The organism is Bradyrhizobium sp. T-12, assembly GCF_058314695.1.
On record NZ_JBZFQJ010000002.1, the window covers coordinates 896,589 to 918,217 of the forward strand.

The 21,629-nt window shown below is 57.6% G+C and carries 16 protein-coding genes and 5 pseudogenes; 10 read left to right on the plus strand and 11 right to left on the minus strand.

All coding sequences use genetic code 11. The features are described 5' to 3' along the window. Nucleotides 1–62: 62 nt before the first annotated feature. From AC0WRY_RS38480 to AC0WRY_RS38490, 3 pseudogenes are all read left to right on the plus strand, one after another. Nucleotides 63–746, plus strand: a pseudogene (locus AC0WRY_RS38480) (IS66 family transposase); the annotation flags it as partial. Between the two features lie 112 nt (nucleotides 747–858). After that, nucleotides 859–1,110, plus strand: a pseudogene (locus AC0WRY_RS38485) (transposase); the annotation flags it as partial. A gap of 159 nt (nucleotides 1,111–1,269) precedes the next feature. After that, a pseudogene (locus tag AC0WRY_RS38490) lies at nucleotides 1,270–1,398 on the plus strand (IS3 family transposase); the annotation flags it as partial. A gap of 10 nt (nucleotides 1,399–1,408) precedes the next feature. Here AC0WRY_RS38490 and AC0WRY_RS38495 read toward each other — a convergent pair. Genes AC0WRY_RS38495 through AC0WRY_RS38510 form a run of 4 tightly spaced genes read right to left on the minus strand, consistent with a single transcriptional unit; the run spans nucleotide 1,409 to nucleotide 6,658 of the window. Next, nucleotides 1,409–3,151: a dipeptide ABC transporter ATP-binding protein gene (locus AC0WRY_RS38495; protein WP_128929848.1), complete on the minus strand. Its 1,743-nt coding sequence runs from the start codon at nucleotides 3,149–3,151 to the stop codon at nucleotides 1,409–1,411. Beyond that, nucleotides 3,151–4,071: an ABC transporter permease gene (locus tag AC0WRY_RS38500; RefSeq protein WP_128929847.1), complete on the minus strand. Its 921-nt coding sequence runs from the start codon at nucleotides 4,069–4,071 to the stop codon at nucleotides 3,151–3,153. Before AC0WRY_RS38500 ends, AC0WRY_RS38495 begins: the two co-directional genes overlap by 1 nt. Further along, entirely contained in the window at nucleotides 4,068–5,045 is a 978-nt protein-coding gene (locus AC0WRY_RS38505) for an ABC transporter permease (protein WP_128955116.1), read from the minus strand. The genes AC0WRY_RS38500 and AC0WRY_RS38505 overlap by 4 nt, the downstream gene beginning before the upstream one ends. Next, nucleotides 5,042–6,658 carry an ABC transporter substrate-binding protein gene (locus tag AC0WRY_RS38510; protein ID WP_164934301.1) on the minus strand — a complete coding sequence of 539 codons (1,617 nt, stop codon included), beginning with the start codon at nucleotides 6,656–6,658 and terminating at the stop codon, nucleotides 5,042–5,044. Before AC0WRY_RS38510 ends, AC0WRY_RS38505 begins: the two co-directional genes overlap by 4 nt. Nucleotides 6,659–7,291: 633 nt before the next feature. On the opposite strand from AC0WRY_RS38510, the gene AC0WRY_RS38515 reads away from it, so the two are divergent. From AC0WRY_RS38515 to AC0WRY_RS38535, 5 genes and pseudogenes are all read left to right on the plus strand, one after another. Further along, nucleotides 7,292–7,792, plus strand: a complete 501-nt coding sequence (locus tag AC0WRY_RS38515) for an IS66 family transposase (protein WP_128955115.1) — start codon at nucleotides 7,292–7,294, stop codon at nucleotides 7,790–7,792. Between the two features lie 2 nt (nucleotides 7,793–7,794). Continuing rightward, nucleotides 7,795–8,340: an IS66 family transposase gene (locus tag AC0WRY_RS38520; protein WP_128955114.1), complete on the plus strand. Its 546-nt coding sequence runs from the start codon at nucleotides 7,795–7,797 to the stop codon at nucleotides 8,338–8,340. Further along, nucleotides 8,337–8,987 (plus strand): UPF0149 family protein, encoded by a 651-nt coding sequence (locus AC0WRY_RS38525; protein WP_237867281.1) that lies wholly within the window; start codon nucleotides 8,337–8,339, stop codon nucleotides 8,985–8,987. The genes AC0WRY_RS38520 and AC0WRY_RS38525 overlap by 4 nt, the downstream gene beginning before the upstream one ends. A gap of 42 nt (nucleotides 8,988–9,029) precedes the next feature. Further along, a pseudogene (locus AC0WRY_RS38530) lies at nucleotides 9,030–9,221 on the plus strand (transposase domain-containing protein); the annotation flags it as partial. Nucleotides 9,222–9,467: 246 nt separating this feature from the next. Further along, nucleotides 9,468–10,570, plus strand: a protein-coding gene (locus AC0WRY_RS38535; RefSeq protein ID WP_128929842.1) for an IS3 family transposase whose coding sequence is annotated in 2 segments (ribosomal slippage) — nucleotides 9,468–9,729 and nucleotides 9,729–10,570 — 1,104 coding nt in all. Because the reading frame shifts where the segments join, the coding sequence is not laid out codon by codon here. A 172-nt stretch (nucleotides 10,571–10,742) separates the two neighbouring features. Here the strand turns inward: AC0WRY_RS38535 and AC0WRY_RS38540 are convergent. The 5 genes from AC0WRY_RS38540 to AC0WRY_RS38560 all read right to left on the minus strand — a co-directional run bounded on the left by AC0WRY_RS38540 (nucleotide 10,743) and on the right by AC0WRY_RS38560 (nucleotide 17,755). Next, nucleotides 10,743–12,056, minus strand: coding sequence for a CapA family protein (locus AC0WRY_RS38540; protein WP_164934300.1), 1,314 nt, complete (start codon nucleotides 12,054–12,056; stop codon nucleotides 10,743–10,745). A 269-nt stretch (nucleotides 12,057–12,325) separates the two neighbouring features. Then, entirely contained in the window at nucleotides 12,326–12,943 is a 618-nt protein-coding gene (locus tag AC0WRY_RS38545) for a cysteine hydrolase family protein (RefSeq protein ID WP_128929840.1), read from the minus strand. An 877-nt stretch (nucleotides 12,944–13,820) separates the two neighbouring features. Continuing rightward, on the minus strand, nucleotides 13,821–14,495 hold the full coding sequence (locus AC0WRY_RS38550) for a GntR family transcriptional regulator (protein ID WP_128929839.1): 675 nt from the start codon (nucleotides 14,493–14,495) through the stop codon (nucleotides 13,821–13,823). 299 nt (nucleotides 14,496–14,794) lie between these two features. Then, nucleotides 14,795–16,183, minus strand: coding sequence for an amidase (locus tag AC0WRY_RS38555; RefSeq protein ID WP_128955113.1), 1,389 nt, complete (start codon nucleotides 16,181–16,183; stop codon nucleotides 14,795–14,797). Nucleotides 16,184–16,216: 33 nt separating this feature from the next. Then, nucleotides 16,217–17,755: an AMP-binding protein gene (locus AC0WRY_RS38560; RefSeq protein ID WP_128955112.1), complete on the minus strand. Its 1,539-nt coding sequence runs from the start codon at nucleotides 17,753–17,755 to the stop codon at nucleotides 16,217–16,219. A gap of 200 nt (nucleotides 17,756–17,955) precedes the next feature. Here AC0WRY_RS38560 and AC0WRY_RS38565 point away from each other — a divergent pair, with 200 nt between their 5' ends. Next, nucleotides 17,956–18,777: an enoyl-CoA hydratase/isomerase family protein gene (locus tag AC0WRY_RS38565; protein WP_128929836.1), complete on the plus strand. Its 822-nt coding sequence runs from the start codon at nucleotides 17,956–17,958 to the stop codon at nucleotides 18,775–18,777. A 184-nt stretch (nucleotides 18,778–18,961) separates the two neighbouring features. Continuing rightward, nucleotides 18,962–19,387: pseudogene (locus AC0WRY_RS38570) on the plus strand (ISNCY family transposase); the annotation flags it as partial. Between the two features lie 129 nt (nucleotides 19,388–19,516). On the opposite strand, the gene istB reads toward AC0WRY_RS38570, so the two are convergent. Then, complete coding sequence (gene istB / locus AC0WRY_RS38575; protein WP_128929835.1) at nucleotides 19,517–20,314, minus strand: IS21-like element helper ATPase IstB; 798 nt, start codon at nucleotides 20,312–20,314, stop codon at nucleotides 19,517–19,519. Continuing rightward, nucleotides 20,314–21,612: an IS21 family transposase gene (gene istA, locus AC0WRY_RS38580; protein WP_164934316.1), complete on the minus strand. Its 1,299-nt coding sequence runs from the start codon at nucleotides 21,610–21,612 to the stop codon at nucleotides 20,314–20,316. Before istA ends, istB begins: the two co-directional genes overlap by 1 nt. Nucleotides 21,613–21,629 lie beyond the last annotated feature (17 nt).

Sequence of the window (21,629 nt, forward strand, 5' to 3'; positions counted from 1 at the left end):
ACGGAAAACGCGGTCCGGGACGGCCGACCTCGCACGCGACACCCAAAGCCATCGCTGATTGGGGCTATCGCGGTATCATCTATTGCGAAGGCTATCAGGCCTACAAGACCATGACCCGGGAGACGCGTGCGGGCGCCCTGTCTGGGCCGCTCGCCTTCTGCTGATCGCATCTACGGCGCTAGTTTGTGAAGATCGCGCGTGAGGCTGCTCCGGCGCCAGCTCCAGTTTGCCGCGAGGCCCTTAAGCGCATCGCCCAGCTCAACGCGGTCGAGAAGGCACTTCGGGGCCACTCTGCTGCCGAGCGCTGCGCGGGTCGACAAGCTCATGCCAGACCTCTGGCAGCAGCCTTGAAGCAGTGGTTTGAGGCAACTCTTGATCATCTTGCGGGGAAGAGCGACACGGCGAAGGCTCTGCGCTATTCGCTGCGCCATTGGGACGGCCTGACGCTCTACCTTGATGACGGGCGCATCGAGATGGACACGAATGCGGTCGAGCGTGCGATGCGGCCAATCAAACTCGATGCCAAGAATGCCCTGTTCGCTGGGTGCGACGAGGGTGCCGATAATTGGGCATTGCTGGCCTCGCTCATTGAAACGTGTAGGCTCAATGTCGTCAGCGCCTAGCCCTGGCTCTCCGGCGTGCTCGCAAAACTCATCAATGGCTGGCCTGCGGCGCGACTGGACAAACTGCCTCCCTGGGCATCGACCTACAGGATGCATGCGCACGATCCGAGGCTGGCAGCATGAGCCTGAACACGACCGCCGTCCGGATCAGGATAACCCTCAAGGACGTGAATGACCTTGCCCCACAGGCTTAATCCAGATTGAAGTTCGCGCTGGCCCAAACAAGGACCAGAGCATGAAGCGTAGCCGCTTTTCGGCAGAGCAGATCATCGGGATTTTGAAGGAGCATGAGGCCGGGGTTTCGGTTGCCGATCTGTGCCGCAAGCGCGGCGTCAGCGACCCCAGCATCTACAAATGGAAGGCCACTGGAGTGTCGGAGGCCAAGCGGCTGAAGACGCTGGAGGACGAGAACACACGGCTGAAGCGGTTGGTGGCTGATGCCGTGCTGGACAATGCGGCGCCCAAGGATCTCGTGGGAAAGAATGTATGGTCCGCCCCGGTCCGTGCAAGGGTTCGTAACAGCAAAAATGACGCTTCCAATTGCATAAATGTATCCGGCCTCTCGCGAGTGGACTGCTGTTGCAGCCAGGCCATGACGAGATCCGCGCACGCCGTTCGCGATAAATGGTTCGGGCACGAAGCCCGCTTTTTGCCCGCGGGCAAGCGGAAAGCTGTCGCGTATCTCATGGTTGCCCACGGGATGAGCGTACGGCGGGCGTATAAAGCCATCGGCTGCTGCCGCATGACCATCAGATATCTGACAACCCGGGCGGACGCGTCCGGGGCTAGCAGATGGACTGTGATGGGATCTCAGACGGCTTGACGATCCACTCTGGGGTCTGCATCTTCGGTATCATGGACAAGAGCGATGCTGTGTAAGAGTGCTTCGGCGCTTTGAACAACTGTTCCGTCTCGCTGCTTTCGCAAATTTGCCCATTCTGTAGTACTGTAACTCTGTCGCAAATCTGACGCACGACAGGGAGATCGTGACTGATAAATAACATCGTCAGCGATAGATTCTCTTGAAGGTCTTTCAGAAGATTTAGGATCTGCGCCTGGATCGAGACATCGAGTGCCGAGGTAGGTTCATCGCAGATGAGGAACCGCGGGCGACTTGCCAAGGTTCGTGCGATTGAAATACGTTGTCGCTGACCGCCTGAGAAGGCGTGCGGATAACGGCGGGCGACGGTGGGCTCCAGACCAACGGCCTTCAGCAGCTCTAACATTATCGGTTCGGCCTCTCGCTTATCCTTTACTAGTCCAAAGTGAATCATTGGCTCCATGATAATCTCGCCCACGCGCATCTGTGGATTCAGAGACGAGTACGGGTCTTGAAACACCATTTGAGTTTGACGCCGAATATCTTGACGATCTTCAAGGCTGGCTGCATAAACATCTTTTCCGCCATAAATCAGTTGGCCGCTGCTCGGGCGGGCAAGCCCAGCAACGACTCTTGCGATCGTGCTTTTTCCAGAGCCGGATTCGCCAACAAGGCCCATGACTTCTCCGGGGCGGATACTCAGGTTCACATCGTGCAGGGCCTTAAAGGCTCGCCGAGCGGAACCACCGAACATGCCTGTCGCCCCATATACGCGCTCCACACCCCGGAGTTCTACAAGTGCCTCCGGCTGGCTTGAACTTTGCGGCATGTCTCTTTCCAGCAGCCACTGCATGGCCGCATCGATATTTCGAGCGGCGCCAGACACGGGAAAGCGATGCAGCTTAATGTCGCCGCGCGGCACAACCGAAATCAATGCTTGGCTGTACTCGTGGCATGGATTTCCAAGAACAGCCGCAGTGTCGTTTAGTTCGACGATTTCGCCTGCCCTCATCACCGCGACGCGATCAGTGACCTGGGAAATCACGCCCATGTTGTGGGTGATGAGCATCACACCCACTTGACGTTCACGAGCCAAGTTCTTGATTAGCTTCAAGATCTGTGCCTGAACGGTCACGTCGAGCGCAGTTGTTGGTTCGTCCGCGACAATGAGTTCGGGTTGTGAGCAGAGAGCAAGCGCGATAACTGCGCGCTGTCGCATGCCACCCGAGAATTCATGTGGCCAGTTCTTCACGCGCCGGGCTGGCTCTGGAATCCCTACCGCCTCCAACTGACGCACCGCCTCGATCCTTGCGTCGCTGCGTGATAAGGCGAGATGAGTTCGGATCGTGTCGACCAGTTGTCTCTCAATTGTGAAAAGTGGATTTAAGCTGGTCAGTGGATCTTGGAAAATAGTCGAGACGCGTTTGCCGCGTAACGCCCGCATCGCCTTAACGTCGCGCGCATCGATGATATCTCCGGAAAGCCGAACTTCGCCCGCACTAATATGGCCGGGAGCCTGTAGTAAGCCCGTGATGGCAGCTCCAACGGTCGATTTGCCCGCGCCCGATTCGCCGACGATGCCGAGTATTTCGCCTGGCGCGATGTCTAGGCTGACGTTGCATACGGCTTGCAAGGCGCCATGCCGGCTAGGAAAGTCGACGCTAAGTCCCCGAATGGAAAGAACGCAAGGCTGGGCAGTTGTTGTCATCAGATGCCCCTTGGGTTGATTACATCCCGGAACCAGTCGCCCAAGACGTTAATGGCCAGCGCGAGTGTAAGAAGGGTGGCGGCAGGAAACAGCAGGATCCACCACTGCCCAGCAAAAAGAAAGTCTTGCCCACTGCGGATCAATGTTCCAAGAGATGGTTGGGTGGGGGGCAGACCTGCGCCCAAGTAGGACAGCGTGGCTTCGGTAATAATTGAAAGCGCAAGTGAGATTGTCGCGATCACGAGGATCGGTCGACGCACGTTTGGCAATATGTGCCGTACCAGCACTGTGCCCGTCGGAAGGCCTATCATTAGGGCTGCCTGCACATACTCTCGCTGTTTCTCCCCCATCACGGCGCCGCGCACCGTGCGGGCATATGTGACCCATCCGGAAATTCCAATCGCCAATATTACCATGTAGACAGCAAGGGCTTCGCGCGCGCTCGGTGGCAGTAGCGACCGCGTTAAGCCGGAAATAAGGAGCGCAATAAAAATGGCGGGGATGGACAACTGGATGTCTGCGATACGCATGATCGCTGCGTCAATGTGTCCCCCGAAATAACCGGATATCAGGCCTAAGCTGACGCCGATCGACATTGAAACCAAAACAGAGGCAAGGCCCACTAGGAGTGAAACCCGTGTTCCATAAAGGGTCGCTGAAAGCACGTCACGTCCCTGATCGTCTGTGCCGAAAGCGTAGAAGCGGTTCGTGAACTCATTGATGCTCCAGGCCGGTGTATTTGACGAAAGCAGATCGAACGTGCTGGCGTCGAGAGTGTTCTGTGGTGCCCATAAAGGAGCTCCCAGGGCCGCGACAATGAGAGTTAGCAGTGCGAGCGTAGACAGAACTGCTCTGGGGGAACGGATGTAAGAGTGCCCGATATCAGAGTTAAACAATGCGGAAAGCTTGTGAATGGTCATCTGACTACTCCTCCCGTCCGCAGGCGAGGATCTAGAAGGTAGTAGACGCAATCCACGACCATGTTGATGGTAACGAAAATGATCGACACGATGAGAAGGTATGCGGCCATGATTGGGACGTCGGAAAATCTAATGGAATTAATAAAGAGCAGCCCAACGCCTGGCCATTGGAATACTGTCTCAGTAACGACGGCGAATGCGATGATGGATCCCAACTGCAAACCTGCAACCGTGACGACCGGAATCATCGTGTTCTTCAAAGCGTAAGAAAAATAGATGAGCCGGTCTGGCAGCCCTCGCGCGCGTGCGAACCGGATATGATCGGAATGCATGACCTCAAGCATTTCAGTGCGGACTAAACGCAAGATCAGCGTGAGTTGATAGGTGGCCAGTGAAATCGCGGGAAGGATGATAGCCTGCCAGCCGGTCTTAGTCAGTAACCCGGTGGTCCACCAGCCGATCTTCACCGTGTCGCCCCGTCCGAAGGACGGCAACCAGCCAAGTTTGACCGCGAACACGTAGATGAGGCCGATGCCGATTAAGAAGTTAGGCAGGGATACTGCGATCAGCGAGACCGTCAAGCTGAAGCCCGATAATATGGAGCGCGGCCGCAATGCTGTCACGACGCCAAGGGCGACTCCCGCTATCATTGCAAATATAAACGATAATATAGCTAGTTCCAGAGTCGCAGGCAGCCGCTCCAGGATCAAATCCAACACCGGCCTTCCAACGCGAGTGGAAATGCCGAAGTCCCCATGGAGTGCCGAACTGATAAAACGAAAGAACTGGATGTAAAAGGGGCGGTCGAACCCGAGTTCCGCCGCTAGCCGCGCGCGGTCCTGCGCGGTCGCCTCCGGTCCGACCATATTCTGGAGCGGATCGCCGATAAAATGAAAGGCGGCGAACGACAGAAACGCCGTCATCAGCATCACCGGCAACACGGACAGCAATCTGCGCAGAAAGAAACCTGTCACTTGTCCACCTTGATGGTTTTCACGGAGATCTGATTACCAACGTTTGGCGTAACGTGAATCTTCTTCTGCGTTGCACGCGCCAACACCTGCGCGTGAATCGGTAGATAGAAACACTCGTCCTGAACGGTCTTCCAAATTTCGGCGATTATGGTTTTACGTCTTTGAGGATCGGCTTCCGACCGGAGTAATTCAATTTTGGCATCAATCTCCGGGTTTTTGTAATTCGCTGCAGCCCAGGCGCCCCGAGAGTGGACGAGATTATCGAAGATTAATTGAGAATCGTATGAGCCCCACGTCATCAGGTAAAAGTCGGTCTTCCTATTGAGAACTAGAGGCCAGACGACTGCGCTGGGTTGGACATCGAGATGCACGGTGACACCGATCTTGGCGAGCATTGCCACCACGGCCTGACAGATGCGCTCGTCGTTCACCATGCCGTCATTTGGACAGTTTAGAGTGACCGAAAATCCGTTGGGGTAACCTGCCTCGGCCATAAGCTGCTTGGCTTGGTCAATATTGAGCTTTGGGAACTTACCCAATTCTTCCGTATAGCCGTCGGCGATCGGCGAAATGATTGTACCGAGCGGAACCGACTCCCCTCGCATGATTGCCGACTTGATCGCTAGACGATCAATGGACATGTTCATTGCGTGGCGCACCCGCTTGTCGGCGAAAGGATTTCCCTTTGCTTCCCCGCTGGCAAGTGTGTTCGCGCTTGTATTGACGCCTAAAAAAACCGTGCGAATCTCTGGGCCGCGAACCACCCGAAGGCTTTCATTCTGCTCCAACCGTGAAATGTCTTGGGGGGGGACGTCTTGGAGAAAATTAACTTCTCCGCTGATCAATGCGGATACACGCGTCGCGGCCGACTGGATAGGGGTATAGATGATCCGATCGATATCGATTGGGAACTGGCCGATACCCCAGTATTTATCGTAAGCTTCCAACTCCGAACGGCGATCCGATTCTCGGCTTACAAGGCGATAGGCGCCAGTGCCGTTCTCATGGCGAGCAGCATAGTTTTCTTTCCCGCCTTTAAAATCCTGCGGAACAACGGAGTCGTTCTTCTCGGCCCATGCTCTATTCATTATGAAGATGCTTGCCAAGTTTTCGGGCAGAAGAGGGCTGGGTCCCTTTGTCTTGACCTGCACGGTGTAGTCGTCCTTCGCGATGGCTTCCTCAACCGCGGCGGCAGCCAGATAGGTCCGCACATTCGAGGTTGGTGCCATAGCTCGCTGGATTGAAAATGCGGCGTCGTCGGCCTTAAATGGTGCGCCGTCGTGGAACGTAACGTTCCGGCGAAGCTTGAACTCCCAAACGTCGGGGTGATCAGGCAACATCCGCCATTCGGTCGCTAGTACTCCAATGAGCTTTCCGTCGTCGGAGCGCTCCACAAGGCCTTCGTACATCTGCCGATTGAACGCAAAGGTCACGTTCTCATTATAGGCGTGAGGGTCTAGAGTCTGAACGTCCAAGCTCCGAGCCCATTTCAGCGTTTCCGCGCCCCCGGGTGAGACGGTCATTAGTAGTGCCGCCACGCTTGCTATGGCGGCAAAACGCCGCTTGAGACGGGCTGGTCTGTGAATGAAACAGCGCGCAGTGGATTTCGGCATTTGGGACATTCCTCTCTTGATCGCAGGGTAAACTGCGCCGCTAGATGTGGGCTATCACATCGGACAGGCTTCGGCCGTTTTTTGCTGCAGTTTGCCGGCCGAGGGCTGCCGTGGGCTGCGAATTCAGGGCGTCCTCTGCAGCAATTACGCGTATTCCCAGCGATTGCGCAGGATTGCGACAGTCGGCTGAATATTCCCTGCTCCTGGTCTAGGTCTCGTTATAGGTCCTGTGACCGTTGGGTTAGGAACGTCCGATCCCACTGAACTGCGGGCCTTTTATCACATTATCTCATCATGTGCCGACAGCCGGTTTACGTCTGGCGTGAGTTTCCGGTTTGGGATCGAGCTTTGAGCAAGCGAGTGTCTGATGGCCGGCCCTTTGGGGATACCGTCCGCGGCCGGCTTCCGCTTCTGAACGGGAACGTCTTAGCAAGCTGTTTGGCGCACTAGTCACGTGAATCGTAGGCGCTGTTCAGCGGCCACCTACCGGATGAAGGGGCGATCTCCGACTCTGCGGTTCGGTTTCCCGGGTGGTTGCGTGTACTCCGCACGATCCCTCCCAAATATGCCTGCCGCGCCTGTGAGGGCCCGATCGTCCAGGCCTCGGCACCAGCGCGGCTCGTCGAGGGCGGCATGGCGACGACGGCGCTGATCGCGCATATCGCCGCGGCCAAATATGCCTGGCAATCGACGCTCTACCGCCAGACGCAGATCCTGGCGGGCCAAGGTGTTGTCGTCGATCGTCAGACGCTGGCGCGCTGGATGGGCAGCGCGGCGTGGCTGGTCAGGGGCCTCTACGACCTGCAACTGAAGACCATGCACGGCTTTGAGCGGTTGTTCTGCGATGAGACGCCGATGCCGGTGCTCGACCCGGTACGCGGCCGCACGAGGATCTGCCAGTTCTGGGCGCATGCGACGGACGATCGGGCGTGGAAGGGTCCGGCGCCGCCGGCGGTCGCCTACGTGTTCGCAGACGGTCGCGGCAAGAAGGAGATCGTGGCGCAGTTGGCCGGCTTCGAAGGCGTGCTGCAAGTCGACGGCTATGCCGCCTACGCCTCGCTGGTGGGCGATGCGAAGGTGCCGGGCAGATCCAGCTGGCGTATTGTCTCGTTCACGCGCGCCGCAACTTCGTGAGGGTGCACAAGACGACGAACTCACCCTTCGCCGCGGAGGTCATCGAGCGCATCGCAGCCGTCTACGCGATCGAGGAGAGGATCCGCGGTCTCGGCGCCGGGGAACGCCGCGCGGCGCGACAGGCCGAGACGAAGCCGCTCATGGAGGCGTTGAAGGCTCGACTGATCGCGGTGAAGGACGGGATCTCCCGCCGCTCGACGCTCATCAAGGCGATCGATTATATGCTCGAACGCTGGCAGGGCCTGACGGCATTCCTGGACGACGGGCGGCTCGAGGCGGACACCAACACGGTCGAACGATCAATCAGGCCGATTGCGATCGGAAAAAAGAACTCGTTGTTCAGTGGTGACGAAGGCGGAGGCGAGACTTGGTCGATACTTTCTTCGCTTCTTAACACGGCCAAATTGAATGGCCTCGACCCCGAGGCCTATCTCGTCGACGTTCTCGAGCGCATGGTGAGCGGCGCCGCGAAGGCCAACCAGCTGCACGAACTTCTGGCCTGGAACTGGAAGGCCGCACGCGAAGCCGAAAAGCGAGCCGTGGCATGACGAAGCCGAAGCAACGGCGGGGAACGCGAAAAGCACGCAAGACGACGATGGCGAACTATGCCATGTCATTCGAGCGGCTCGGGCAATGGATGAGCGAGCGCGCCAGGTCGCCGACGCTTCGGCATCCGCGGGCGACGTCGCTCTCCATGCTCGACGGCGCAGTGGCCGCTGTCGTCGCCGGGCCGGTCTCGATGGCCTCCGAGGAATGGGTGTGCCCGCTCCTTGGCGTAGATCCCGACGCCTTCAATCACGACACCGAGGAGTTCTCGGCGATCGCTGCCACGCTGATGCGCCACAACGCGATCAGCGAGACGCTGTCGACGAGACCGGAGAGCTTCGAGCCGCTGTTCCTGCGATCGCCGGACGGCGACGTCGACCCGCAGCCCTGGTGCATGGGCTTCCACGCCGTCATGAAGCTTCGGCTTCTCGTCTGGTCGCGGCTTCTCTCCCCGAACGGAACCGAACACCTTATGCTGCGGCCGATCCTGGTCCATTGCATCGATGACGCCGGTCGACCCTTGCTACCCCCGGCCCGCCATACGCTGGCAACGCTGCCCGTCGCTCAAAACGCCTGGCGCGACATTCCAATAGCCGTTGAGGCCCTGCGGCAGTTCTGGATGCCTATGCGCTTCCAGCGGCGCGCGTAGGCCGTCCACGCCAGGTCCGTGGTCTGCTCGTACCGCTTACGGTTGTTCAGTGATACCGTGGACGGAGCCGAGGCCAGCGCCGTCGTCTATAGCCTGATGCTGACCTGCCGCGCCTCACGTGTCGTGCCGTTAGCGTGGTTGCGCCACGTCCTCACCGAATCGCCTCAGCGCGCCGGCGACGCCGATATTGCAGACCTGCTGCCCTTCAACTTCCACAAAGCCGCCACCGCCTGAACGGCCCCGCATCGCCCGATTCAAGGCAGTCCATCAAAACCGCCGGCGTGCGGAGAAAATCGCGCTTACAGATGATCCGCTATCGCTCCAGCCGCCCGCCGGACGCAATTCTGCGTGGCCGATTGCGCGATTTCGCCAACGAGCGGCGGCGCTTCAGCTACCGCTGACCTGAGGCCGGCAAACTGGACCAATTTTGGCTAGAGTCTTGCGCTGCCGAATCCCCTCGGCTGGGAGGAGCGGACGACGATGAAGGCCTCGAAGTTTTCGGACGCCCAGAAGGCGTTTATCCTGAAGCAGGGCAACGACGGGGTCCCGGTTGCGGAGATCTGCCGCAAATCCGGGATCAGCCAGGCGACCTATTTCAACTGGAAGAAAAAGTACGACGGACTGCTGCCGACCGAGATGCGCCGGTTGAAGCAGCTCGAGGACGAGAACGCCAAGCTGAAGAAGCTGGTGGCGGACCTATCGCTCGACAAGGAGATGCTGCAGGACGTGATCCGCCGAAAGCTGTGAAGCCTGGTCGGAAGCGCAAGCTCGTCGATGAGGTTTGCGGGGAGTGGCAGGTCTCGATCCGCAAGGCTTGTAAGGCCCTCGAGTTCGATCGATCGACCTATCACTACAAATCTCGTCGCTCCGGCCAGGCGGCCCTCGAAGCTCGGATCAAGGAGATCTGCCATGTTCGCATCCGCTACGGCTATCGCCGCGTCCATGTGCTGTTGCGCCGCGAGGGATGGCGTCACGGCCAGAACAAGACCCGTCGCATCTATCGCGAATTGGGCCTGCAATTGCGCAACAAATCGCCCAAGCGCCGGGTCAAGGCCAAGTTGCGCGACGACCGACGGCCCGCGACGCGGGTCAACGAGATCTGGGCGATGGACTTCGTTCATGACCAGCTGGCCACCGGCGGCAATCTCCGGGTGCTCACGATCGTCGATATCTTCTCCCGCTTCTCGCCCGCACTGGAGCCGCGGCTCACCTTCCGCGGCACCGATGTCGTGGAGGTACTGGAAAGGGTTTGCAATGAAGTGGGACTCCCGGCGACGATCCGGGTCGATCAAGGCAGCGAGTTCGTGTCGCGCGATCTTGACCTCTGGGCCTACCAGCGCGGCGTCACGCTGGACTTCTCACGACCCGGCAAGCCGACCGACAACGCCTTCATCGAAGCCTTCAACGGCCGCTTCCGGGCCGAATGCCTCAACACCCATTGGTTCCTGTCCCTTGCGGATGCCCGGCAAAAGGTGGAGACTTGGCGAAGATACTATAACGAAGAACGGCCCCACGGGGCGATCGGCAATCGGCCGCCGATTTTGCTGCAAAATCACGTCGGCGACACCAGCCCGCCAACGTGATCAGAGGCGCAAAACTCTAGTTCCGGGTGGTCCAAAGTTCGGTCTCGCTGCACAAAACTCCGAGACTCTAACTGCCGCTGGATGAACATTCAGTGGCAGGTCACTCCGCTTACACATTCACGGTCGCACCTGATGGCGGAGAGCATTTGGATGAGAGGCTGTCGCGAGCTCGTCAAACCGGGGCTCCGCGGCCCGAAATCAAGTCTACGTATTGTTGCATTTGTTCTAAGTGACCGAAGTCGGCATTTTTCGCATCCAGGTGGTCTCTAAGTTGTTCAATGCGCATCACTTTGTTATCGCCCCTGTAGAAGATATTTCTAAACAAAGGAGTAGCGGTGACACTTTCGATGTAAGTACGGCTTCCTGCACTTGTATCACCTTTTGCGAACTGAAAGTTCAGCATCAAGCTCAAAATTAAATGTGGAGCCGTATACCAGTCCCAAGTTAGGCTACCCAAGGAGTAAGCGATGACCGCAACTCGGTTGGGATCACGTGTAGTGCGGTAGTACTCGATCGGCTGAACTACGTGAGGATGATGGCCCAAAATTATGTCGGCGCCTTCCTCCACAAGCGCATGAGCGAGCTCAATTTGCTTTCGTCTTGGAAAAAACTCGAATTCGAAGCCCCAATGGATTGAGGCGATGATGACATCGGCATTCTGATGTTTACAGCTCCTTATTTGCGATTTGAGTAGCTCAAGATCGGCCACGACACGTTTGGACATGAGCGGTGACGCGTGCACACAATAATGTTCACCGTCGGGTAGGGGTCGCCCATTGAGACCGAATGTGACCGACACGAACCCGAACCTGATGCCCCTCTTCGTGAAAACCGTGCCCCGGCCGTACTCCTCGGCGCATCGAGGGGCGCCGATTTCAATGATCCCATTCGCTCTGCAGAGCTCTTGAGTGGTTCGAAGACCCTGAACGCCCAAGTCCAATGAGTGATTGTTCGCGAGGTTAAGAATCGTGAAACGTCTACCCTGGTGTTCTGTTAATGCGGAATATTGGGCCGATGAGCAACACATCATCGAAGAGCGGCCGTCGCCTATAGCCTCGCTCACGACATGATCGTCTGCCACCACAGATTCATAATTCGCGAAAGAGATATCGGCATTGAAGACAGCGGCTTCGATGCTCTCGAACAAAAGATCCTTAGAGTGTTCTAGCCCGCGCGCCTGGATCAGATCCCCCAGTGCACTCAGAGTCGCAGTCTGCTGCTTTCGAAATGCAGTCGGTAATTCCACAATAGACTTGTCGTTCAAGAACAACGCATCAGAAACATCCCGTGATGTTCTCGTAATTGGGCGCGCGCTTTTATAGAACCAGTACGCGCGGTCAATTCCATCCATTTCTGCCGAATCTGTTGCAGCGCTTTCGAGCGGAAAATCCCACCAGCCAAATCGCTTGGCGTTTTCCGCCAGGTCCAACGTTTCCGGAGTTGTGCGCCAGACATCAACAGGCGTGTTGGGAAGTTTACGCGGCACGGCTTGCATCTCCTCGTCGCATGGCTTTTGATCTACGGTTTATAGTCTGCGCAGCACGCAAACCAGGCTCTTTCGCATCCGAAGTCTCCGCAATGCACAAGCGCCACAGGTGTTAACGTTGACGCGCGTGTCATACGCTTCAACGCAGCTCTTCGAGATTCCCTCTCAGGGGTAAGACGTTAGGATCTCGTTTTGCATCTCTTGCTCAGCGGAAAAGAGACAGAAAACAAACCGCTCGGCTTACTGAGGGAATCTCAAGAAGGGAAATCTCAGCTGTTTCGGGCGAATAACTTGCCTGAGAGTTCCGATACAATCTCCTCCGTCGTCACTTTCCGGACAGCGCCATATTGCATACGAAGAGAGTAATTGTGTCTCTCTTCAGTATAGGCGGCGCAGCAGTCGGTGACGCAAATCATATGGAAGCTGCGATCTACACCGTCGCGCAGCGCCATATCGATGCATTGATCCGTTAAAACGCCAACAACAATTACCTCCTCAATGCCCATGTTACGAAGAACCCGCTCCAGGATGGTCGAACTGAATACCCCAGAAGCTGTCTTTGGTAAGACGATGTCGTCTTCGCCAGGCGCTATCTCGGGAATTACCTGAGCTCCCCATGACCCCTTTGGGATGACTAGCTTACGGTGGCAAAGCGAACGATCGCGCCCATCCTTGGTGAGGCTTTCGATTACCGTGTACATCACTTCCACGCCGCACGACCTCGCGGCTTGCAGTAGCCGCTGGACGTTCGGCACGATCTGATGTTTCACGCGGTCCACGTACTCCGGATATTTGCGCTGTTCTTCCTCAGAAATCTCGTGGTTCTGCAGGTCGACAACTAGCAATGCTGTTTTTTGAGGGTCAATGGGGCCGTCATAATTCTTCATGTATCGCTCCTGGGTTTGATCTACCCTTCCGATCAATCTAGCAAGGATCGTTCCATCGGGCCTGGGCCTATCATGTGACGGCGACTCGCGCTTCTTGAGACCGACCTTCGGTCGGCCTATGAGCCAAGTTTCGTTGGAAAGCCTTGATCAAGAGCGGGCTGCCTGTTGCTCGTTCACAAGAGTGTTTTCTTATCGCGGGTTCATCCATAACTGGCCCTGTTCGCTCGCGACCAGAAGCGCCAGCTCTTCCGCATTAGTCCGGCCCACGACCTCAGAATTGCTGCGCTTTTGCAGGCAAGAATTCGGCGGACCGGAAATGAGCGCTCAGCCGCGGTGATTGCCGCCTTTGTGTCGCCGGCGCTACGGCGAGCAACATCGGCGGTTGGCCCGTCTCTGTGCGTGCCCGCTTCCTACGGGCCAACAAGAAGAGCCGCCCGGCACGAAAATCGCGGCGATGGAAATGGTAGAGATGCTCGTGTACTGGAGTAGCGCCAATCGCTTGCGGGCTGTTGTGACTGTTCGATTGGAGCGTCATTTGTCGGTCCCCGCGAGGTCGTCTCCGATATATTCCATGCGCTTAGGATACTAGTATCGTACAGAGATTTGCGTCGCATTTTCTTGCCGACTTGAAGAATTCCTGCAGCCCTTGTGGGATTTGCGAGGGATGGCGCCTGGAAGGTGAAGCAGATGATGTAATACGATCCGATCGATGTGTCATCGGCAAGCGAGAAAATCATCAATTCGTCGGTTGAGTTGATCAGTAGGTTTTATGTGACCGGTGATAGTTCGTGCTCCACATTGCTGCTCGCGCCATATCGCGCCACGCGGGTTAGAAGACGAGAAGAGTTGCCGAGTAGGTGGAGGCAATTGGGCGGGGTTATCCCGCCGCCTTATCAGGTGTATTCGCAAAACGAGCGGCTTCCGCCACGAGATCTGCGAAAACGCGTCCGCCAGTCGTGAGATGATCGTGCATAGCCTGAGCAGCCGCCATGGCATCTCCTCGGGTGATCGCTGCCACAATTGAGCAATGATCTTGATAGGACTGTTGAATGCGACCTGGTTTTTGGAATGGGTACCGACGATAGAGACGCAGGCGAGCGCGGGTCTCTTTTATCGACTGTTCCAAATATGAGTTTTGCGCACCCTCGTAGATAGTTTCATGGAGCTCTTTATTAATTGCATCGTACAGCTGCGCATTGTGAAGCGCGCTTTCGCTGCGAGAGTGTATGTCGCGGAGGCGCGCCTGTAGGTCCGTCGGCATTCGCGCCGCGGCCAGCCTTGCAGACATTCCCTCAAGCTCCGTCATAACTTCGAACATAGCGACAATTTGCTCCGCACTCAGAACCGAGACGGTCGCACCCCTCCGCTGCTTCAGATCTACCAAGCCACGCGATGCCAGCTGTATCAGGGCTTCCCGGACAGGGGTCTTCGAAACGTTAAACCTGTCGGAGAGTTGCTTTTCATCAAGCTTGGATCCTGGCTGCAAAGCACCGGAATCAATTTCGGTCTTGATCCAGTTGGCGATTTCGCTAGTTCGGTTGAATTTGAGCACGGTCCTGCCCGCGGGTATGGGAGTTCATACCACGATCCGCGAGTAGATAGCGAAAAGTTTCGCAATTGTATCGCGACGAGAGGCGGACCGGTTCGTCAACCGGTAGCTCAAAGGCTCGAACCTTTAGCCCAACAATACTCGAAGGAGCACGCGATTTGCCGGCCCGGCGCTCAACCTAGGCGCTACTTCCCCTACCTATGGTGAGACGATCGACGAACATACGGGCCCGAGATCAGATGCTGCCGAATTTACCTCGCCAAGGGCCCATGCCGGTCGAACTCAGAATGAGCCAGCAGAGATTAGACCGATCGCGCCGGAATAGTCTCGCTGATCCAACGCCCTAAACCTACAAGGTGCTGATCGGTATGCTGCTGGCCAATAACCTGAATTCCGAGAGGCATTCCCCTCACCGCAAGAAGCGGAAGCGTGATAGTTGGCGCCCCTAAGACGGAGGTAACAGCATTGTAACTCGGCAGGCCTGTTGTATGTGAGATGCCCGAGTCAAGTCCTTGATTGTCTAATTTTGGAGCTGGTCCAACGGAGGACGGAGCAACGATAGCGTCGGCGATATGAGCAATTGCGGCGTGGGCTGCTCTTGCCTTATCGCGCTGGGCGAGTAGTTGACGATAGTCATCTATGCTCATCTTTCTCGCGAGTTCCAGACGAGAGGTCAAGCTGTCACTCAGCCCTCCGCCAAACCTTTCTACAAGGTTCTCCAGTGACCAGCGCATCTCGTAGGCACAAACGTCACGAGTAATTTCAAGACTTTCGTCGATGGCACGTTCGAACGAGTCGACCAGCGAGTGGTTGGTTCTGTCGATGGTGTGGACGCCGGCGTGGCGAAGCTGAGTGAGGAACCGTTCAAATGCGTCTCTGGAATCGTCGTCCAATTCTGCCGCACCTTGGGCCTCCATCACAATCACTCGTAGTGGCCGGGTTGCCGGATGAAGAGTTGTCTCACCGTAAAGGCCGGGATAGCCGGGATCGCCGCCTGATCTCTTTGCGACTTCAATCGACACATGCCACATGTCACGAAGGTCGCCAGCATGGATCCCCACGTGGCTTTGGCTAAGTGCCAGACGCTCCCCACGATGGATGGCGCCCATTGTCGGCTTGATCGCATAGTTCGCGCAAAAGCTCGCTGGTCGAATCACCGAGCCAGCCACTTGCGTTCCGATTGCCGCAGGTATCATCCGCGCGCCGACGGCCGCTGCCGATCCGCTCGACGATCCGCCGGGGGTATGGCGATGGCTGAACGGGTTGGTAGTCGGTCCAGGGTAGGACATGCCGAGTTCCGTCGTCACTGTCTTACCGAGCACGATGGCGCCCGCGGCTCTCAATGCCTGGACGCAAGCCGTATCTTGATGAGTGTGATTGTCTCTGAACAAGGGAGATCCCATACGCGTGGGCATATCCTTTGTCATAAAGAGGTCTTTGATCCCGACCGGCATGCCATCGATGGTCGAAAGCTCTCGTCCCGCGAGGTAACGCGCTGTGGATCGATCAGCCACGGACCTCGCCTCTCGCACGTTCATTTCGACCCAAGCTCGCACGGTGGGCTCGCGAGCGTCGATCGTTTCGAGACAGCGCTCAAGGTATTTGCGCGGGCTATCTCGTCCTTCTCTGAAGGCGGGTACCGCATCATGAAATGTCAGCGCTTGAAATTCAGCGGGATGGTATGCGCACAAGTGTGCAATCTCCAGTTAGCCTAGGGAGGCCGATTATCTATTGGCGTTATCCGAGCCAAGCGTGGGAAAGTCCGCTAGTGTCGTCCGGAGCTCCTTCTTCAAGACTTTTCCCATAGCATTCCGTGGAAAATCATCGACTACGATGACCTTCTTGGGGGTTTTGTAACTTGCCATGTTTCGCTTGACCTGCTGAATCACCTCGCTTTCGCTCGGTGGGTCGCTCTTATCGCTAGCAATTACGAAGGCAACGACGCACTCTCCGAAATCCGCGTGAGTTGCTCCGACAACGGCTGACTCCTTAACGGAAGTCAGTTCATCGATTACAGCCTCAACTTCTGCGGGATAGACGTTGTATCCGCCGCTGATGATGAGATCCTTGGCGCGGCCTGTAATCGAGACGTATCCCTTCTCGTCGACGAGACCCATGTCGCCGGTACGGAAGAACCCGTCTGCTGTGAGCTCGGCTTTGGTTTGCTCAGCATTGTTCCAGTAACCGGAGAAAAGCCCCGGTCCTCGCGCTTGAATGATACCTACTTGTCCGACAGGCAGAGCTTCATCTCGCTCGCCTGCAATACGCAAATCAACACCGGGAATCGGTAGCCCTACCGAACCTGGTCGACGATCACCTTCCAGGGGGTTCGAGCAGAGAATCATTGCCTCGGTCAAACCATAACGCTCCAGGATACGGTGCCCTGTCCGAGTTTCAAAATCGCGATGCATCGGAGCCGATAGTGGTGCCGAACCGGATATGAACAGTCGCATGTTTCGGCAAAGAGAGCTGGCCAGCGAAGGGCAGGTCAATAGACGATGATAGTAAGTTGGCACTCCCATAAAAACGGTTGAGCGAGGAATTGCGTCGAGCACTGGACTTACATCGAATTTATTTTGCAGGAGAATTCGCGCTCCGCCTGCCAGCGCGACGTTGAATGAGATGAATAGACCATGGCTGTGGAAGATCGGCAGCGCATGTAGCAGAACATCCGAAGACGAGAAGCCCCACAATCGACTCAGCGTTTGAGCGGTGTACGAGAGCGCAGCATGGCTGATCAGAGCACCCTTGGGCCGGCCGGTTGTGCCTGAGGTGTAGAGGAGAGCTGCGGGAGCCGCACCATTGAGTTCGACGGTGCTAAACGAGGTCTCTCCTGCTTTGACAAGTGATGCGAATGTTCCTTCACCCCGGATGCCAAACGTTAAGACCTTGGTTGACCGAGGCACCGTCATGTCGGGAAGAGCTTCCGTATTTGGTCCTCTGAGAAGGAAGGAAGGCTGCGCGTCCTTTAGAAGGTAGGCCAACTCAGCTGAGCGATAAGCTGTGTTGATGGGCAAATAGCAGAGCCCAGCACGGAGGCAGGCAAGATAGAGCGCGAAAGCATGTGCGGACTTCTCGACCTGGACGGCCACGCGATCACCGACCGCACATCCGAGCCGCCGGAAGACGCTGGCATAGCTACCACAGAGCTTGTGCAGCCACTGAGCGGATAGCGTTTCGCCGCTCTCAAGCTCTAGGAGCACGTCTGTCGGGTTTGCCTCGGCCCTCCCCTCAACCAGGACATAGAAATTGCGGTTGGACATGACTTACGCCTCTCCTCGCCGCGCTGCCGGCAGGGCCAGTTTCCGAGATATTCTATTGAATGTAAAAAAAATATCTGTCAACGTAAAAAGAATACGGAGGGGCTGAGGGCATAGGGCCGAAGCTTCTGTGCTTCATCGTTGACAACCGCGCCTCACCTACCCGTCCCTGCAGCGCAGGTTTCGCCAGTCGAGGGAATCGAATGAATAAATTTGGAAGTGAGGTCGCAGCAGGGAAACAAAGGAATGAAGAAGCATCTGAGCTCGGGAACTTGCCGACCTTGCATGTGTCAAAAGGGATCGCGAGAATTCAATTGAACCGGTCTCGGCAGCACAATCGGTTCGAGCCAACAGACATCGAGACTTTCTCTGAAATCGTCGCGACTTTGGCTCGGCAGTCGAGCGTGCGAGTACTAATGATAACGGCTCAAGGTCCAAGTTTTAGTTCAGGATTTGACCTGGATACATTGTCGAGTGATCGTGCGGCGGCATGTACAGCCCTGTTCGCCGCGATGTGCGATCTTGTCGAAGAATGCCCCTTTCCTACTATATGCGGCCTGAATGGAAACATTTACGGAGGCGCTACTGACCTCGCGCTTGCATGTGATTTTCGTATCGGAACGCGGGGATGTCTCTTGCAAATGTCTCCTTCTCGCCTCGGTATTCAGTACTACTATTCTGGTTTACGACGTTACGTGGAGCGGCTTGGCCTGTCGCAAACGAAACGCCTTTTTCTAACAGGCGAGCAAGTTGACAGCATCACGTTGTTACAGATGGGTTATCTTACCGAGGTGTGTACTTCGGATGCGCTTGAAGCGCGATTAGAGCATTTTGCCGGGATGCTCGCCCAGCGTTCGCCGGCTTCTCTCCGGGGCCTGAAGACGTCGCTCAATTCAATTCGTCGAGGCACTGCTGACCCGGTCGAGATCAATGCGAAGTTTTTCGAAAGCCTAACATCACCTGATGCCCGAGAGGGCCTAAAAGCGTGGTGTGAGCGCCGGCCTCCTTCATTTGCAGACGTGTGAGGCCAAGGCTCTTCGCACAGCAAAAATAAACTGCCTAAGCCTTGCCTCGTCCTCCGATCGGTTGGCTTTTGCGCGGCGGCGATCAGGGTGAGACTCCGCATTGTCTCGCCCTAATTGTTACCAAATGCTGAGCCGTTGCCTCACGTAAATTGCTCCCTTGGATCGGGAGCGAGCGGGGGCGAAGATGGGGTGGCTAAGCATGGCAACGCGGAAGGAACTGACGGCGGCAGCAGGCGCGCGCTATCGGCGTTCGGATCGCGCGAAGAAGACGCGGATATTGGACGAGTTCGTCGACATCACCGGATTCCATCGCAAGCAGGCGATGCGACTACTTCGAGGTGAGGAAGACGCGCGCCCAAGCCGAAGGGCGCGACGTCGAATGTATAATGAGGTAGAACACAACGCGCTCGTGCTCCTTTGGGAGGCGTCAGACCGGATCTGCGGGAAGCGGCTGAAGGCGTTAATGCCTGCGTTGATTGAGGCGATGGAACGGCATGGCCACCTCGACCTTACCCCCGAGATCCGCGACAAACTTTTGGCAATGAGCGCTGCGACGATCGACCGCGCATTGGTGGGGGTCCGAGAAGGATTAGGTCGCAAGCGTCGGCGGCTGTCAAGCGACGTCCGGATTTGACCCCGCAACGACATGAGGAAGCGACCCCCTTGTTGTTTGCAGGACTGAAGCAAGCCGCTCGCGAAGCGCGCCCTTCATAGCGCTGTAGCGAGCGAGCGGCTTGCGTCACGACTTCTTCTCCGATTTGGCTTCTGGTACAGCGGGCTTCTGCAGAAGTCCGCTGCGGCGCTTCTCCTTCAAGCGATAGCTGTCGCCGCGGATCGTGATTACGTGACTGTGGTGCAGCAGACGATCAAGGATCGCGGTGGCGACCACGGGGTCGCTGAAGACCGAGCCCCACTCGCCGACGCTGCGGTTGCTGGTCAGCAGGATCGCGCCTCTCTCGTAACGACGGCTAACGAGCTGGAAGAACAGATGCGCGGCATCGGGTTCAAAGGGCAGATACCCGAGCTCGTCGATGATCAGGAGCTTTGGCTTGGCAAATTGCGCGAGTCGCTCCTCGAGCCGGCCTTCGCTGTGACCTTTGGCAAGCTGCGCAACGACAGTCGTGGCTGCGACGAACTGAACGGAATGCCCAGCCAGGATCGCTTCGCGCCCAAGCGCGACCGCAAGGTGCGTCTTGCCAACGCCAGGTGGCCCAAGGAGCAGCACGTTCTCGCCATTGGCGATCCAGCGGGCGCTCGCAAGCTCGCGTATCTGCTTCGGATCCAGCGAGGGCTGGGCCGAGAAGTCGAAGCCCGACAGATCGCGAACGAACGGGAAGCGAGCAAGTTTGAGCGTCATCTCGATGCGCCGCTCATCCTTGCGGGCGATCTCGCGCTCGCACAGCAGCACCAGAGTCTCGCGTAGGCTCAGCTCTTGTCGACCGGCCTCATCCAACAACCCATCCAGTTGGTCGCGGACAGCCGTCAGCTTCAGGCGCGTCAGCATATCGCTCAGGCGGTCGGGGACAATGGCTCGCATCAGAAGCCCCCTCCCACAATCGCTTCGTACTCGCCGAGTGGCCGCAGCAGCGTCGGCGACGGCGGCGCGACAGGCGATAACGCGAGCTCGCCAGCACGGCTCGGTTTAAAGCCAGTCAGGCCCTCAAAGTGTTTAGGGTCAACGACGCGACGGCGCCGACCGACACAGATCGGATGAGCGGCCACCTCATGGATCCCGTGGTGGATGCGCACCACGCCATCGGCGATCGTCGCTCTCACCGTCTCGCCGATCAGCCGCCATGGCACAGAGTAGGCGTTGCCATCGATCTCGACCGCGCAGTCGGCCTGCACGCGCCGGATCAGTTCACGTGCGGCCTGGAAGGGCGGCCTCCCAGCGATGGGCTTCAGCGCGTGCGCCTCAGCGCGCCTGAAGCGCTCAATTGGTGCTTCGCCAGTCGTGCCATGCTGGCGTAGGTCGGCGATCTCCCGCGTCCAAGCTTCAAGATGCGCCTCAAAGGCTTCCCAGCTCGGGAAGGTGCGGCCGGCGACCGCGTTCCGTTTGACGTAGCCGACGCCATTCTCGGTCTTACCCTTGGTGCGGGCTCGATATGGCGCGCAGGCCCGTGGCCGGAACCCCCAGTGCTTGGCAAACGCGGTCAGCTTGTCATTGAACACGACGGTGCGCATCGCGGCATCGTGCTCCACGACCAACGCACGCGCATTATCGAACAGTACCTCCTCGGGCACGCCACCGAACTTCACGAAGGAGCTTTCCAGGCCATCGAACCAGCTCTCTTGCCGTTCGTTGCGGAATGCTCTGACATGGTGCCGGCGCGAGTAGCCCAACGTGGCGACGAACAGGTAGGCGCGAACCTTGCTGCCACCGATCTCGACCAGCCGCTCGCCAAAATCGATCTGCAGCTGTTTGCCGGGCGGTGTCTCGAACCGCACCGTCGCGCGCGCCTCGGCCGCAAGCTCCTGGCGATAGCGCTGTACCGCCCGCTCGACCGTGCGCAGGCTGACGATGATGCCTTTCTCGGCTGCCAGCTCCTGGCGAATCACATCGGCATTGCCGTGGTGCTGCCGCAGGCGCTCCTTGAGCCAGGTCTCCTGGCCATCGAGCGCCTTTTTGCGCTGCGGCTGCCGATAGGGTGTCCAGCCGCCGGCCGCCACGTAGTCCTTCACCGTGTTGCGACTAATCCCGAGCTCCCGGGCAATCCGTTTGCTACCCCACCCCAGCTCGTTGAGCCGGAGTATCGCCGAAACCTCGTCCGGCTCCAGCATGGCCTCCCTCCGCGGATCTTTGAACCGCAGAGGACCTGAACTGAGTCGCTGCATAAAAACCCCCGTTCTGA